The organism is Vibrio sp. 10N.261.52.C2 (assembly GCF_041471425.1).
GTDB lineage: Bacteria > Pseudomonadota > Gammaproteobacteria > Enterobacterales > Vibrionaceae > Vibrio > Vibrio crassostreae_C.
Window position 1 is genome coordinate 1 of the sequence record NZ_JBFROH010000034.1, and the last position, 13,800, is coordinate 13,800.

A 13,800-nucleotide genomic window follows, 5' to 3' on the forward strand; every position below is an offset into this window, starting at 1 on the left:
CGATGAACCATAAAAAAGGCCGCTTACTGAACTAATGAATCAGTAAGCGGCCTTTTTTTGGATTTGATTTAGTTTCTGAAGAATTACTCTTCTGCGTAACCGTGTTTACCTAATGCCTTACCGTCTAAGACAGCTTGCCCGTTTAGCATTGATAAACGATCTTCGGCGAACCATTTACAGACCATAGGGTAAATGCAGTGTTCTTGGGTAAGCACTCGGCTTGCCAGCATATCAGCATCATCACCTTCAAATACCGGTACCTTAGCCTGTAAGATCACAGGGCCACCATCAAGTTCTTCGGTCACAAAGTGGACACTAGTACCGTGCTCTTTATCTTGTGCATCAATGGCACGCTGGTGGGTGTGTAGGCCTGGGTATTTAGGTAACAGGGAAGGGTGAATGTTGACCATTTTACCGGAATAGTGACGAACAAACTCTGAACTCAGGATACGCATGTACCCCGCAAGTACGATTAAATCGGGTTGGTATGCATCAATCTGAATCATCAATTCATGATCGAACTCTTCACGTGAACCAAAGTCTTTTGGATTCACTGAATGAGCGTCAACACCTGCGGTTTTCGCTCGTTCTAATCCAAAAGCCTCTGCTTTGTTTGAGAAGACAGCTTTAACCGATGCATCAATCATATCGCTATCGCAGGCATCTAAAATAGCCTGTAAGTTACTTCCGCTTCCTGAAACTAACACAACGATGTTTTTCTGAGAGTGACTGGTTTTATTTGAGTGATTGTTTTTCATAGAGTGGGTCATACGATTGATTAACTGAATTGTTTACAATGTACCTACATAAACTAAGGTTTTCTGCGGGCTAAATAGCAAAATGAGGACCATTAGGTCCTCATTGATTAACTAAGTAAGTGAGCGTATCACTTATTTAATTTCAACTTGCTCTTCGCCAGCTTCAGCGTTTGCGATCTCACCGATAACCCAAGCGTTTTCGCCTTCAGCTTTCAGTAGTTCAACAGCAGCGTCTGCTTGATCTTTAGGTAGAGCAACAACTAGGCCTACACCACAGTTGAAAGTGCGGTACATTTCGAATGTCTCCACGTTACCTTTCTCTTGTAGCCAGTTGAAGATAGCAGGCCATTCCCAGCTCTTGCCATCAATGACTGCTTTAGTACCTTCAGGAAGTACGCGTGGGATGTTTTCCCAGAAACCACCACCTGTGATGTGTGAGATAGCATGAATGTCATGCTCTGCAATCATCTTAAGTGCCGATTTGATGTAAATCTTAGTTGGTTCTAGTAGGTGCTCACCGATAGTGCGACCTTCTAGTTCTTCACTCTTATCAGCACCAGAAACTTCTAGGACTTTACGAATTAAAGAGTAACCGTTTGAGTGTGGACCACTTGAGCCAACAGCGATAAGTGCGTCGCCTGCTGCTACTTTAGTGCCGTCAATGATGTCCGCTTTTTCTACAACACCAACACAGAAGCCAGCTACATCGTAGTCGTCGCCTTCGTACATGCCTGGCATTTCAGCAGTTTCACCACCGATTAGTGCACAGCCAGCTTGAACACAGCCTTCAGCAATACCAGAAACAACGTCTGCTGCTGTATCTACATCTAGCTTACCTGTTGCGTAGTAGTCTAGGAAGAATAGCGGTTCACCACCTTGAACGATTAAGTCGTTCACACACATTGCCACTAGGTCGATACCAATGGTGTCGTGTTTTTTCAGATCCAAAGCAAGGCGAAGTTTAGTACCAACACCATCAGTACCTGAAACAAGTACCGGCTCTTTGTATTTCGTTGGAAGTTCACATAGGGCGCCAAAGCCACCAATACCGCCCATTACTTCAGGGCGACGAGTGCGTTTAACAGCACCTTTGATACGGTCTACTAGTGCATTACCTGCGTCGATATCAACACCAGCGTCTTTGTAGCTTAGAGAAGAAGTATTACCACTCACGGGATAGTCCTCGAACTTAAGTTGGATGTGAAAACGGCGCTATTCTAACAGGGCTTGAATATGAAGAGCAAACGTTTGCGCGGTTTTTTTTATTAGAATAAAGATTCTGAAATAACCCTAGAGTTCGTGTATAATCTACAGGTTTGTTTAAATATTGCCGGAGTTGGAAATGAAAGTTGTTGAAGTGAAACACCCGCTAGTAAAACATAAAATTGGCCTGATGCGTGAAGGTGAGATTAGCACTAAGCGTTTTCGTGAGCTAGCGACAGAAGTGGGTAGCCTTCTAACATACGAAGCGACATCAGACTTTGAAACTGAGCGTGTGACGATTAACGGTTGGAACGGTCCAGTAGAAGTTGACCAAATTAAAGGTAAAAAAGTAACGGTAGTGCCAATCCTACGTGCTGGTCTAGGCATGATGGACGGCGTTCTTGAGCACATCCCAAGTGCACGTATCAGCGTTGTTGGTATCTACCGTGACGAAGAAACACTTGAGCCAGTACCATACTTCAACAAGCTTGCATCTAACATCGATGAGCGTATTGCTCTAGTGGTAGACCCAATGCTTGCGACAGGTGGTTCTATGATCGCGACTATCGACCTGATGAAAGAGAAAGGTTGTAAGCACTTTAAGATTCTTGTGCTTGTTGCTGCTCCTGAAGGTATCGCTGCTCTAGAAAAAGCGCACCCAGATGTTGAGCTTTACACGGCTGCAATCGATGAGAAGCTAAACGACAAGGGCTACATTGTTCCTGGTCTTGGCGATGCTGGCGATAAGATCTTCGGTACTAAGTAATTCGGTTTCAGCTTAAGTGACTCTAAACAGTTCCTTAACTCGCTGAATTAACCGTATTAATAAAAAGGGAGAGCATTCGATGCTCTCCCTTTTTTGATCTTGTTAGGTTGTGATTCTTTGGAATCTAGCCTTACCGACTCATTAATCGATTTGAGCTTTATCTACCACAGTGTTGTCACCTAGCTCTTCTGGAAGTACTAGGTTAAGTAGAATCGCAACGATACCGCACAAGCTTACGCCCTGTAGGCTAAAGTCACCGATACCAAAGGCCATGCCGCCAATACCAAAGACTAAAGTAATGCCCACAATCACAAGGTTACGTGATTTGTGTAGGTCAACATTGTTTTTGATTAGCGTGTTAAGACCCACTGTTGCGATAGAGCCAAACAGTAGAATCATGATTCCGCCCATTACAGGAACCGGAATCGTTTGAAGTAGTGCGCCTAGCTTGCCAACCAATGCAAGAACGATGGCTGTGACTGCAGCCCAAGTCATGATCACTGGGTTGAATGCTTTAGTCAGCATTACAGCACCCGTTACTTCACTGTAGGTTGTATTGGGTGGCGCGCCCAGCATAGAAGCGGCAATCGTTGCCACACCATCACCAGTAATAGTGCGGTGTAAGCCTGGCTTCTTAAGGTAGTCTTTACCGGTCACGTTAGATATCGCAAGCATATCACCTACGTGTTCAACGGCAGGTGCAATCGCGACAAATACCATAAAAAAGATAGCGTTGATGTTGAACTCTGGCGTTGTGAAGTTTGGCAGTGCTAACCAAGATGCTTGCGCTACTGGAGTGAAGTCTACCGCGCCGTATACCAAGCTGGTGATGTAACCCGCAACAATACCACCGAAGATTGGCAGTAGCTTAAGGAAGCCTTTTGAAAACACACTGATGACAATCGTCACTAACAGTGAAATTGAAGAGATCCACAGGGCAGCGTCTGCATCAACAAGCTGAACCGCACCATCGCCTGTCTTACCTAGCGCCATGTTAACTGCAACAGGTGCAAGACCTAAACCGATAACCATGATCACAGGGCCAACAACGACTGGTGGAAGCAGTTTATGGATGAAGCCAACGCCACGAACTTTAATTAACGCGCCCATTAGTACATACACAACACCCGCCGCCATCAAGCCGCCCATGGTTGCACCGACACCCCAAGTTTGAATACCAAACATGATAGGCGCGATGAATGCGAAAGAAGACGCTAAGAAGATTGGCACTGAACGGCGTGTAATAAGTTGGAATAAAAGGGTACCGATACCTGCGCCAAAGAGTGCAACGTTAGGATCAAGTCCTGTTAGTAGCGGCACGAGTACAAGCGCACCAAAAGCTACGAACAGCATTTGCGCACCTTGCAAAGCATTTTTCATGTTATGTCCTTAAAATGGTCGTTATATGAAAAGCGAAAAATAAAATTCGCGGGATTCTATCACTTAGCAATCGATTGCCACACCAAATAGATCAAATTTATTTATCTTAATGATGTTTTATATCCATCTAAGCCCTAGAAATTCAGTTTATAAGTGAGCGATTTATCATGGCCAGGTGATATTTTGTGGTTATTAAACACAGTGGGCTCTATCGACCTTGCCCCTCAATCCATAGTTGCTTATCATCTAGGCACAAGATTTGAATATTAGGATCAGTATGCGCTACATAGCATTGTTGTTGATGGGACTATTAGCCTCTCCGAGTTATGCCTTAACTCAAGTAGATATTTTTAGTGCTGAAGTTGCGATTAACGCTGAAGACAAACAGCCAGAACAAGTGGCAAGAAATACAGGTATGGAGCAGGTATTGATACGTGCGACCGGCCAAACTGATGTCGCTTCGAATGAGACGATTCAAAAGGCGATGCGCAAGAGTTCGCAGTACATGTCTCAAATGAGTTTTGGTGAAAGCAATGACCACTCAACATTGCGTATGCGTTTTAACGGTGCTCAAATCCGTTCGCTATTGACTCAAGCACAGTTACCGTACTGGCCTGACACGCGTTCAAACATCCTTGTTTGGCTGGTGGAAGAGGACAACTACGACAAGAATATCGTGTGGGAACACTCTAACTCACAGTTAGCAGCTAGCTTACAAGCTAACGCAAAAGAGCGTGGCTTGCCTCTAACGCTGCCTGTGGGTGACTTTGACGATATTACGGGTATTGCGACTTCTGATTTGTGGGGTAGCTTTGTTACGCCAATCAGTAAAGCGAGTCAGCGTTATCCTGTTGATGCTGTGTTGGTGATAAAGGCTCAATCTTCAGGCCTACGTTGGGCTCTATACGATCAAAAGCCAAGTCAATTGACGAGTGCACCAACATCGCCTGTAAGTGGTTCACTATCGGGTAACAGCGACACGACTTCTAAGAAGTTAGTTGACCAAATCAGTAACTACTACGCAGGAAAAAGTGCTGTGACGGTAGCGAGTGAGTCATCAGAATCGATTTTAACGCAGTTTATTAGCCTGAATAATGCTCAAGACTTCTTCCAGTTAGAGAACGCACTTAAGCGTCTAAACTCGGTGGCAAGCCTAGATATTCTGAAGATTCAGAACAACGAAGTCACTTTCCGAATTCACTTATTGTCGACTCAACAAGAGTTTGAGCAAGAAGTAGCAAGTATTCGCCAAGTTGCGAAGGTTGAAGAATCTTACATTGAGCCTGAAGTGAGCCCTGAATTTGAAACTCAAGACAACACAATGTCTGTAGGTGATGATTCAACAGACGCTGCTGAAGTCGTTGGTGACGAAACTGACTCAGGCGTACAAGTGATTAAGGGCAACGAGGTATCTGAGGATGCTGAGCTAACGAATACGCCTGACGCAACGTTAGAGGATTCTAGTACAGAAGATCTAACCATCACTGCGCCAGTACATGCTAAGCCAAGCTTGGTATACGAGTGGGTTCGCTCATAATTGTCAGCTGACATGACTGATTGAAATGAAAACTTGAAAAAAGCCCTGCAAGAGCAATCTCGCAGGGCTTTTTGTTTGTAAGCGGTCAGTTTAAAAGCATGGGCTCAATATTATTGCTCGAACTTAGCTTTTTCTCTCTTTTCTACTTCAGAAAGACGCTTCAACTTGATGCCTAACTCTTTGGCTCTAAAGCGAGTAAATAAGATATTGCCCGCGAAACCTAGAGTCGTCAGAAGCAGTTCTACAGCCGCTAATAAACGTTCGCCATCGTCTACATACAAGATAGTTAATGCGTGTAGGAAATAGAGCATCAAGACGAAATTTGCCCATGCGTGCGTATAAGGTTTTCCTGCTAAAATGCCCGGTAATGGCAATAACAGCGGGATAGCCCAAGCAATCGCCAGTGTGACATTACTGAGATGAGGGTGCGGTGAAAGCGTCATCTGCCAAGCCACCACCCAGAATAAAAGCGACAAGTTGCCCGCTAAAGCAAGGTAGCGAAATAGCTTGGTTTTGGGAGACATAGCCTTCTCTGGCATATACATCATTGAGAAATTCCCTTCTGATTTATTGCGATGCGCGCTAGGCGTTTACCTAGGTTTTGCGCCAACTCAATCTCTTCTTTGCTAAGTGAAGCGCTCTCTCCAGTACTGCTTGCACCATAAGGCGTACCACCAGTTTGAGTGGTGTGCAGCGCCGGTTCTGAGTAGGGGATGCCCACGACTAACATGCCGTGATGAAGCAGGGGCAACATCATGCTTTGTTGTGTTGTCTCTTGACCACCATGCAATGATGAAGAAGAGGTAAATACACAACCTGGCTTATCGATGAGATCACCATTGATCCACATTGATGTCGTGCTATCCCAAAAGTGCTTCATTGGCCCGGCCATGTTACCAAACCAAACCGGACTGCCTAGCGCCAAACCATCACAAGATCGAAGCTCTTGTAACGAGGCAATAGGATCGGTTGGTTGATAGCGTGAATCAGGCTGCTCTTCTACCGTGTACACGTCGTTCACCGTTCTTAACATGGCTTCACAGTTTGGGATAGACTCAACCCCTCGTGCAATCTGCCTTGCTAGAGCTTGTGTGTTGCCGTGGCGACTGTAATAAAGAACAAGAATGTTAATGCTCATATTGGATTACAGAATCTCTAGCACTTGCTCTGGTGGACGACCAATTTTTGCTTTGTTGTTCGCGACAACGACTGGGCGCTCAAACAGTTTTGGATTGGTTGCCATCGCGGCGAAAAGATCTTCATCAGTAACTGAAGCATCGCCAAGGTTTGCTTCTTTGTAGTCCGCTTCTTTGGTGCGCATCATGTCGCGAACACTGTCAAAACCAAGCTGAGTGAACAGTACTTTCAGCTGTTCAACTGTTAACGGAGTCTCCAGGTATTTGATGACCTCTGGCTGTACGCCGTTTTCCTGAAGCACTTCTAGAGTTTGACGGCTCTTTGAGCAGCGTGGGTTATGATAAATCACGACAGACATGGTTCTTCCTCATTATTATTTTTGATTTAGTTGTTTAGCTGAAGCCACCAGGGGTGACTTCTTTTTTGTGTAACGTTGAGCTTTCTTTTTATTCTGGTAACGAGCTGTTACCAGTAAACACTCTATTGTAGCGACAAGAAGCGCTCTCGTTGAATCATTAGCTGATCAATTCGAGCGTCGTAGCGTGCTTGTTTTAGGCTTCCTAATTCTGCGATTTGGCTTGCTTGCGTGTAGTACTGAATCGCTTTGTTCCAGTTGGCTTGCAGTGCCAAAATTTCTGCACGAGCAGCCAGTTCTTCGTCGCTATTACCAAGGCTCGTATTTACTTTTGAAAGTAAGTGCCAGCCATTGGTGTCATTCGGGTTATCGTGCGTGTAACGCTGCAATACGCGAACCGCTTCTTGAAGATCTTCATTTTCAATCAGTGCGTTGGCGTAGTTAATGGTCAGAACCGGGTTGTTTGGTTGACGAACCAGTGCCGATTTAAGTTCTTTAATCGCAATCTCAGGCTGCTTCTTCTCGATGTGCAGATCCGAAATAGCATCTAGATAAAATAGGTTGGTTGGATCGCTGTTAATCAGCTTGTTCAGGATGGGCTCTGCTTTGTCTAATTTTTTAGAGTCTAGGTAAACCAGTGCTTGGCCATATTCTAATGACGGAACCAAAGCTTTAGGGGCTTTCTTTAGCTGACGCTCAAACCAATCAAGAGCAGCATCATTATTAATGCCAGCATAGCGCGCAACAATGCGGGCTCTTGCTAGGTGGTAGTCCAGAGAGGGAGCCAGTTTCAGTGGCGGGTAACTACGAGCACGAGCACGTGAATCGGTAATTCGGTCTTCTGGTAATGGGTGAGTCAGTAGCATTGGCGGTGGTGTGCTCGCATAGCGATATTCATCAGCTAAACGGCCAAAGAAACGTGGCATCGCATTCACATCAAACCCAGCTTTTGCTAGCGTGTTGATACCAAAGCGGTCGGCTTCTTTTTCATTACTACGGGTGTAGTTGATTTGGCTTTGCATATTACCCGCAGTCGTTGCCGTTAGGGCTGCAATGCCGGCTTCAGGAGCTGCAATTGCCAGTAATACAGAGGCTGCTAGCGCTGCAATGGTTGCTGGAGAGCGGCGCGCTTGGTCTTCCATACTACGCGCTAAGTGACGTTGGGTTACGTGCGCGATTTCGTGCGCTAATACAGAAGCTAATTCACTTTCAGATTGTGCATGCAGGAATAGACCTGAGTGCAAAGCAACATAACCACCAAAGAAAGCAAAGGCGTTGATGTTGCGGTCACGGATCATAAAGAACTGGAAAGGTGTCTTTACATCATTTGCGTTCGCGACCAGACGATGGCCAAGAGTATCAATATATAGATTTAGAACTGGGTCGTTTACGATAGGCTGGCTACTTCTGATGATGCGCATGTAGGCATCACCATAGATAAGCTCTTGGTCGATAGTGAGTGTGCCGCCAGCAGCGGTACCGATATCTGGTAGCTCCAAACTATTGGTATTCGCCATAGTTGGGGTGCTTAATGTAGCTGCGATGCATAAGCAAGCAATTGAGCGAGCGCGTTTAAACATATTAGTCAGTAATACTCCGTTTCTTCTGACAGTAAGACAAGTGCAATGGAAATTGGTTCTTTATCTGATTTAACCTTTGCCAAGTGCGTGCGCTATCATGAAGGAGGATGAATGAATGATGGCGCGTTTTCAAAAACAGATTACAATACGACCCTTATAATAAGCATCGAGCTCAAGAATGACACCTAATATTCTAGATTTACGCCAAGAGCGCTGTCCAATGGCGCTATTATTAGCCAAGCGTCACAGTGTAAAGTTAGAAGTAGGGCAGTCATTGTCAATTTATGTGTCTGATAACAGTTCGATGAAAGATATTGTTACTTATTTGTCTAAGCAAGCCTATGACGTCATCACTGAGGTTTGCTCTAATTACCATCATCTCCTCGTCACTAAAAAGGAATTGCAGTCAGATGCTTGAAATGGTCAATCGTTGGTATAAACGACGTTTCTCTGATCCCCATGCTGTCAGTTTGGTTGCCATCATTCTCTTCGGCTTTATTACGATCTACTTCTTTGGTCACCTAATTGCGCCACTCTTGGTTGCGATTGTGTTGGCTTATTTGCTTGAGTGGCCTGTTACCCAACTTCAAAGACTCGGTGTTCCAAGAACGCCTTCGGTGATGTTGGTGATCATGATGTTCTTTAGCGTGATGCTACTTGCGATCTTTGGCTTGGTACCAACCATTTGGCAACAAGTGGGCAATCTAATTAATGATATCCCAAGCATGTATGGCAGCTTGCAAAACTTCATTGCGACGATTCCTGAACGCTATCCAGAATTAGCTAACCTGCAGATCGTTGAGTCCATTATGTCTAACGCCAAGAACAAAGCGTTAGGTTTTGGTGAAAGTGTTGTCAAAGGTTCTCTTGCTTCTCTTGTGAGCTTAGCGACCTTAGCGGTTTACTTGATTCTTGTACCACTGCTTATTTTCTTCTTGTTAAAAGACAAAGAAGAGATGATCAGAATGGCGAGCGGTGTACTTCCTCGAAATCGTCGTTTAGCGACCAAAGTATGGGAAGAGATGAACCAGCAAATCTCGAACTATATTCGCGGTAAAGTCTTAGAGATTTTAATCGTTGGTGGTGTCAGCTACGTAACCTTCGCGATTCTGGATCTGCGTTATTCAGTCTTGTTGGCTGTCGCGGTTGGTTTCTCAGTACTGATTCCTTATATCGGCGCGGCGGCTGTGACTGTTCCAGTAGCGATTGTTGGCTTGTTCCAGTGGGGATTAGAGCCTCAGTTTTACTGGTTGCTTCTCGCTTACGGTATTATCCAAGCGCTAGATGGTAACGTGCTCGTTCCTGTTCTTTTCTCTGAAGCGGTGAACCTGCACCCAGTGGCCATTATTGTTGCCGTGTTAGTGTTTGGTGGACTGTGGGGATTCTGGGGCGTGTTCTTTGCTATCCCGTTGGCAACGTTAGTTAAGGCGGTTTGGAATGCCTTACCGAGTCACGCATTAGACGATGACCCCGAACATCAAAAGTAATTGATCTTGTTATAGAAAAAGGCCGAACATCCATGATGTTCGGCCTTTTTGCTCTTAGCTTAATCATTAGCTTAATGAGTGTTGCTATTGCCTTAGAAAGTGATGAATCTAAGTCATTAACTCACTCAAATCGCCCTTAAGCTTCTTGATTGAAGTAATCTAGAACCACTTCGTGGTGAGTCTTAGTCTTGAACTTGTTGAAGACATGTTCAATCTGACCTTCTTCATCAATTAGGAAGCTAATACGGTGCAGACCGTCGTAGATTTTACCCATGAATTTTTTCTCGCCCCAAACGCCAAACTGTTCAGCAACGCTGTGGTCTTCATCAGATAGCAGGGTGAAGTTTAGAGATTTCTTCTCAACGAAGTTTGGTAGACGTTTTACTGGGTCAACACTCACACCTAGAACAACCACGTTTAGGTCATCAAGCTGTGTTTTGATATCACGCAGGCCTTCCGCTTGCACAATACAACCTGGAGTCATTGCTTTAGGGTAAAAATAGAAAAGTACTTTTTTACCTTTGAAGTCACCAAGAGATACGATATTGCCATCTTGATCTGGAAGAGAAAAAGCAGGTGCTGGAACACCAGCCGTTAGCGTATTCATGACATTTCCTTTTTAAAGACTGTTTTTGATAAAGTTGAGCGAGCCTTGGACTGATAGGCTCTGACACAGCGAATCGAATTCTTCTTGTAGCTGCATCAAGTTACATTCTGATTGCACAGAAGCGGTAATAGAGATATGGAATTGGTCGTTGTTGAGTTGAACCTTAGATTTATTGATGGTTCGTGCACTTAACGAATCGAGGCCGATGTTTCGGTCTGCGAAGAACTGGGTAAACTGCTCAGTAAGTCCGATTTTATCGTCTGACTCAACGAACACCTCTACTGTGTAAGAGTTCTCAATAACATCATGAGTTGAGGTTCGCTTCATAATCGTAATCAAGTCGTGCTCTTGTCCAAGCAAGGGCAAGGTGGTTTCAACGCGGGTAATGTTGTTTGCCTTTCCAGACAGCAGCATGATAAGCGTAAATTCTTCGCCAAACAGGGCGATACGGCTATCAATAATGTTACAGCCTGATTGGGTGACTAAATGAACCACTTGGTTGCATACACCTGGGCGATCAGTGCCCACAGCTGTGATTACTAGATGTTGAGTCATAAAATCACGTCTCTTTATATTCCATTGATTCATGCATGTTAGCACAGTTAGCTCGTGGAATAAGCGTGCGTGCGGGGCTTTTTATGTGCGACCTTGCTTCGAACATGCAACCAATGATAAGAATATCGAGCGCGTTAAAAAATGAGATAGAGCGATGAGAGCACAGCTTACTTGTTACTGACATCCAGTGATGTGCTATCCGCTAGATTGAGTGCAGGTTACCCAAATTCTAGGTAGAACGCCGTTAGAAGTCGTTTTACCTCAAACATACGACAATATTTAATGCAGATGTTGCCGGTAAGCCACTTTAATGTCTTGTGTTTATTGATTGGCTTACAGTAACATGCAAAAAGAATAAATTAAGGGAGATAGACATGTTTTCAGGAAGTATCGTTGCGCTAGTTACGCCATTTAATACAGATGGTGAAGTGGATTTCGACAGCCTTAAAAAGTTAGTTGAGCACCATATTGCTGCAGGTAGTGATGGTCTGGTTGCGGTTGGCACAACAGGTGAGTCTTCAACACTCACTATTGAAGAGCATGTCAAAGTCGTCAACAAGATCGTTGAATTTGCTGATGGTCGTATTCCCGTTATCGCTGGTACAGGTGCAAATGCAACTCATGAATCTGTTCTATTCAGCCGTTTGTTGAATGGTTCTGGTATTGCTGGTTGCCTGAGCGTAACGCCTTACTACAACAAACCGACTCAAGAAGGTTTGTACCAACACTACAAAGCGATTGCTGAAGTCAGTGACGTTCCACAAATTCTATACAATGTTCCAGGTCGTACTGCGGTAGACTTGTTGCCAGAAACGGTTGCTCGTCTTGCTGAGATCGAAAACATCGTTGCACTGAAAGATGCGACGGGTGATCTCGACAGAATTGCAATTCACCGTGAACTTTGTGGCGAAGACTTTATCTTACTAAGTGGTGATGACTTAACAGGCCTAGAATTTGTTAAGCGTGGTGGCGATGGCGTGATCTCTGTAACGAACAATGTTGCAGCCGCTGATATGGCAACCATGTTCAAGTTAGCAAAAGAAGGTAAGTTTGAAGAAGCGGAAGCGATCAATGAGCGTTTGATGCCTCTACATAAGAATTTGTTCGTTGAGTCTAACCCTATTCCCGTAAAATGGGCGGTTCATAAAATGGGTCTGATTGCTGAAGGTGGCTTACGTCTACCGCTGACTGAACTGTCAGAGCCAGCTCAACCTGTTGTTGCTCAAGCAATGACTGAAGCGTGCATTTACTAAAACGTATGAAGTGATGCCGAAGCGAACCTTCGGCATTTAGGAGTATAAATGAAGTATTCTCACCAGCTAGTGATTGGGTCACTGGCTGTTTTCGTTCTTACAGCATGTTCTGGCAACCCGACTCAACGTCGCCAAGCCAAAGATGATTTCGAATACTTAGAAACACCTGAGTTTTCACAATGGCAATTGCCTGTAGATGCTCAGCCTCAGTTCTACCCAAATTTTGACATCCCAAGCGGTGAATTCAGTGGTGGTACTGGTCGTGAAGTGGATATTCGTCCACCGCAACAGGTTCTTGAACTGATCCCGGGTGCTCGTGCTGAGCGTCAAAACGGTGAAGTGACACTATGGCTTCTTCGCGCAGAAGAGGCAGACCGCGTGTGGCAAACGGCTGTAGATATGCTGGCTCAACGTGGTATTGGTATTCGTGAGCAATCAGAGAATGAGATTGAGACCGATTGGGTAACTTGGGTTTCTGAAGATGAAGACGTAGAGATTGGTAGTCGTTACTCTATCTCTCGCTTCCAAGCAAACAACCGTCATGGCTTCAAGATTAATCTGATTGATTGGCGTGAAGGTACTGAAGAGAAAACAGTAACGGCAACCAATAAAGAGCGTTACAACGCGTTCCTGACCAACCTAGTTATGGCTAAGTACGATGAAAACCTTCGTGCTGAAGCGGCGCTGAAAGCGCAAGAGTTGGTGAAGCGTATTCCAATTTCAATGGGTGCTGACCGTAGTGGTTTCCCTGTGATTATTGCTCGTACGCCATACAATGTATTCTGGCAGCGTCTGCCTAACTTGTTGCCTGAAATGGGCTTTGAGCTTGAAGAACGCAATCAATCTCAGGGTACGGTGAAGGCGAAGTACGCAGCACCAGATGATGAGTTCTGGGAAGAAATTGGCCTACAGCCTATCGACTTAGCGCCAGGCACTTACAACTTCCTATTTGGTGACCTTGGCAACCGTACGTCAATCAACGTAACGGATGCATCAGGTAAGCCAGTAGAAGAAGAGCTGCTTAAGTCTATGGTTCCGGTATTAGCGCATATTGCTGACCAAACCAAAGATGACAAAGAAGCGAAAGCTGAGTAGTCATTCAAGCCGTCACAAGCTGAGTTAAATCAGCCTTGTGATTAGCAAAAGCAAATAAAAAAGAGGACACACTGTTTATATATAGTA

15 protein-coding genes are annotated in these 13,800 nt (G+C 44.8%); 6 read left to right on the top strand and 9 right to left on the bottom strand.

Annotated elements, in window-relative coordinates; translation table 11 throughout:
• Window positions 1-83: 83 nt before the first annotated feature.
• The gene (gene purN / locus AB4307_RS14010) at window positions 84-758 is read right to left on the bottom strand and encodes a phosphoribosylglycinamide formyltransferase (protein WP_372127844.1); all 675 of its coding nucleotides are present in this window, start codon (window positions 756-758) and stop codon (window positions 84-86) included.
• A 132-nt stretch (window positions 759-890) separates the two neighbouring features.
• Window positions 891-1,931: a phosphoribosylformylglycinamidine cyclo-ligase gene (purM, locus tag AB4307_RS14015; RefSeq protein ID WP_008222945.1), complete on the bottom strand. Its 1,041-nt coding sequence runs from the start codon at window positions 1,929-1,931 to the stop codon at window positions 891-893.
• A gap of 169 nt (window positions 1,932-2,100) precedes the next feature.
• Between purM and upp the strand changes: the two genes are divergently transcribed.
• Window positions 2,101-2,727, top strand: coding sequence for a uracil phosphoribosyltransferase (gene upp / locus AB4307_RS14020; protein WP_017060716.1), 627 nt, complete (start codon window positions 2,101-2,103; stop codon window positions 2,725-2,727).
• A 141-nt stretch (window positions 2,728-2,868) separates the two neighbouring features.
• Here upp and AB4307_RS14025 read toward each other — a convergent pair whose 3' ends face one another.
• Window positions 2,869-4,107, bottom strand: coding sequence for a uracil-xanthine permease family protein (locus tag AB4307_RS14025; RefSeq protein ID WP_017060715.1), 1,239 nt, complete (start codon window positions 4,105-4,107; stop codon window positions 2,869-2,871).
• A gap of 277 nt (window positions 4,108-4,384) precedes the next feature.
• Here AB4307_RS14025 and AB4307_RS14030 point away from each other — a divergent pair, with 277 nt between their 5' ends.
• On the top strand, window positions 4,385-5,644 hold the full coding sequence (locus AB4307_RS14030) for a DUF2066 domain-containing protein (protein WP_372074697.1): 1,260 nt from the start codon (window positions 4,385-4,387) through the stop codon (window positions 5,642-5,644).
• 110 nt (window positions 5,645-5,754) lie between these two features.
• On the opposite strand, the gene AB4307_RS14035 is transcribed toward AB4307_RS14030, so the two are convergent.
• The 4 genes from AB4307_RS14035 to bepA form a co-directional block, all read right to left on the bottom strand.
• Complete coding sequence (locus tag AB4307_RS14035; protein ID WP_017060713.1) at window positions 5,755-6,192, bottom strand: DUF2069 domain-containing protein; 438 nt, start codon at window positions 6,190-6,192, stop codon at window positions 5,755-5,757.
• Window positions 6,189-6,782 carry an NAD(P)H:quinone oxidoreductase gene (wrbA, locus tag AB4307_RS14040; RefSeq protein WP_017060712.1) on the bottom strand — a complete coding sequence of 198 codons (594 nt, stop codon included), beginning with the start codon at window positions 6,780-6,782 and terminating at the stop codon, window positions 6,189-6,191. The genes AB4307_RS14035 and wrbA overlap by 4 nt, the downstream gene beginning before the upstream one ends.
• Before the next feature lie 6 nt (window positions 6,783-6,788).
• Entirely contained in the window at window positions 6,789-7,139 is a 351-nt protein-coding gene (gene arsC, locus AB4307_RS14045) for an arsenate reductase (glutaredoxin) (protein WP_017060711.1), read from the bottom strand.
• A gap of 122 nt (window positions 7,140-7,261) precedes the next feature.
• Window positions 7,262-8,716, bottom strand: coding sequence for a beta-barrel assembly-enhancing protease (gene bepA / locus AB4307_RS14050; RefSeq protein ID WP_017060710.1), 1,455 nt, complete (start codon window positions 8,714-8,716; stop codon window positions 7,262-7,264).
• A gap of 178 nt (window positions 8,717-8,894) precedes the next feature.
• On the opposite strand from bepA, the gene AB4307_RS14055 reads away from it, so the two are divergent.
• Window positions 8,895-9,134 (top strand): sulfurtransferase TusA family protein, encoded by a 240-nt coding sequence (locus AB4307_RS14055; protein ID WP_017060709.1) that lies wholly within the window; start codon window positions 8,895-8,897, stop codon window positions 9,132-9,134.
• Window positions 9,127-10,203, top strand: coding sequence for an AI-2E family transporter (locus AB4307_RS14060; RefSeq protein WP_017063383.1), 1,077 nt, complete (start codon window positions 9,127-9,129; stop codon window positions 10,201-10,203). Before AB4307_RS14055 ends, AB4307_RS14060 begins: the two co-directional genes overlap by 8 nt.
• Window positions 10,204-10,339: 136 nt before the next feature.
• On the opposite strand, the gene bcp is transcribed toward AB4307_RS14060, so the two are convergent.
• Window positions 10,340-10,810: a thioredoxin-dependent thiol peroxidase gene (gene bcp, locus AB4307_RS14065; RefSeq protein WP_017060706.1), complete on the bottom strand. Its 471-nt coding sequence runs from the start codon at window positions 10,808-10,810 to the stop codon at window positions 10,340-10,342.
• A gap of 12 nt (window positions 10,811-10,822) precedes the next feature.
• Entirely contained in the window at window positions 10,823-11,365 is a 543-nt protein-coding gene (locus tag AB4307_RS14070) for a glycine cleavage system transcriptional repressor (protein ID WP_372132118.1), read from the bottom strand.
• A gap of 374 nt (window positions 11,366-11,739) precedes the next feature.
• On the opposite strand from AB4307_RS14070, the gene dapA reads away from it, so the two are divergent.
• Both dapA and bamC read left to right on the top strand, forming a co-directional pair.
• Window positions 11,740-12,618 (top strand): 4-hydroxy-tetrahydrodipicolinate synthase, encoded by an 879-nt coding sequence (gene dapA / locus AB4307_RS14075; protein WP_017060704.1) that lies wholly within the window; start codon window positions 11,740-11,742, stop codon window positions 12,616-12,618.
• A 48-nt stretch (window positions 12,619-12,666) separates the two neighbouring features.
• Complete coding sequence (gene bamC, locus AB4307_RS14080; RefSeq protein ID WP_017060703.1) at window positions 12,667-13,713, top strand: outer membrane protein assembly factor BamC; 1,047 nt, start codon at window positions 12,667-12,669, stop codon at window positions 13,711-13,713.
• Window positions 13,714-13,800 lie beyond the last annotated feature (87 nt).

What these genes read in the sequence shown, in the direction of transcription:
- purN (WP_372127844.1), bottom strand. Translation starts at nt 758, where the DNA reads ATGAAAAACAATCACTCAAATAAAACCAGTCACTCTCAGAAAAACATC.
- upp (WP_017060716.1), top strand. Translation starts at nt 2,101, where the DNA reads ATGAAAGTTGTTGAAGTGAAACACCCGCTAGTAAAACATAAAATTGGC.
- AB4307_RS14025 (WP_017060715.1), bottom strand. Translation starts at nt 4,107, where the DNA reads ATGAAAAATGCTTTGCAAGGTGCGCAAATGCTGTTCGTAGCTTTTGGT.
- AB4307_RS14030 (WP_372074697.1), top strand. Translation starts at nt 4,385, where the DNA reads ATGCGCTACATAGCATTGTTGTTGATGGGACTATTAGCCTCTCCGAGT.
- AB4307_RS14035 (WP_017060713.1), bottom strand. Translation starts at nt 6,192, where the DNA reads ATGATGTATATGCCAGAGAAGGCTATGTCTCCCAAAACCAAGCTATTT.
- wrbA (WP_017060712.1), bottom strand. Translation starts at nt 6,782, where the DNA reads ATGAGCATTAACATTCTTGTTCTTTATTACAGTCGCCACGGCAACACA.
- arsC (WP_017060711.1), bottom strand. Translation starts at nt 7,139, where the DNA reads ATGTCTGTCGTGATTTATCATAACCCACGCTGCTCAAAGAGCCGTCAA.
- bepA (WP_017060710.1), bottom strand. Translation starts at nt 8,716, where the DNA reads ATGTTTAAACGCGCTCGCTCAATTGCTTGCTTATGCATCGCAGCTACA.
- AB4307_RS14055 (WP_017060709.1), top strand. Translation starts at nt 8,895, where the DNA reads ATGACACCTAATATTCTAGATTTACGCCAAGAGCGCTGTCCAATGGCG.
- AB4307_RS14060 (WP_017063383.1), top strand. Translation starts at nt 9,127, where the DNA reads ATGCTTGAAATGGTCAATCGTTGGTATAAACGACGTTTCTCTGATCCC.
- bcp (WP_017060706.1), bottom strand. Translation starts at nt 10,810, where the DNA reads ATGAATACGCTAACGGCTGGTGTTCCAGCACCTGCTTTTTCTCTTCCA.
- AB4307_RS14070 (WP_372132118.1), bottom strand. Translation starts at nt 11,365, where the DNA reads ATGACTCAACATCTAGTAATCACAGCTGTGGGCACTGATCGCCCAGGT.
- dapA (WP_017060704.1), top strand. Translation starts at nt 11,740, where the DNA reads ATGTTTTCAGGAAGTATCGTTGCGCTAGTTACGCCATTTAATACAGAT.
- bamC (WP_017060703.1), top strand. Translation starts at nt 12,667, where the DNA reads ATGAAGTATTCTCACCAGCTAGTGATTGGGTCACTGGCTGTTTTCGTT.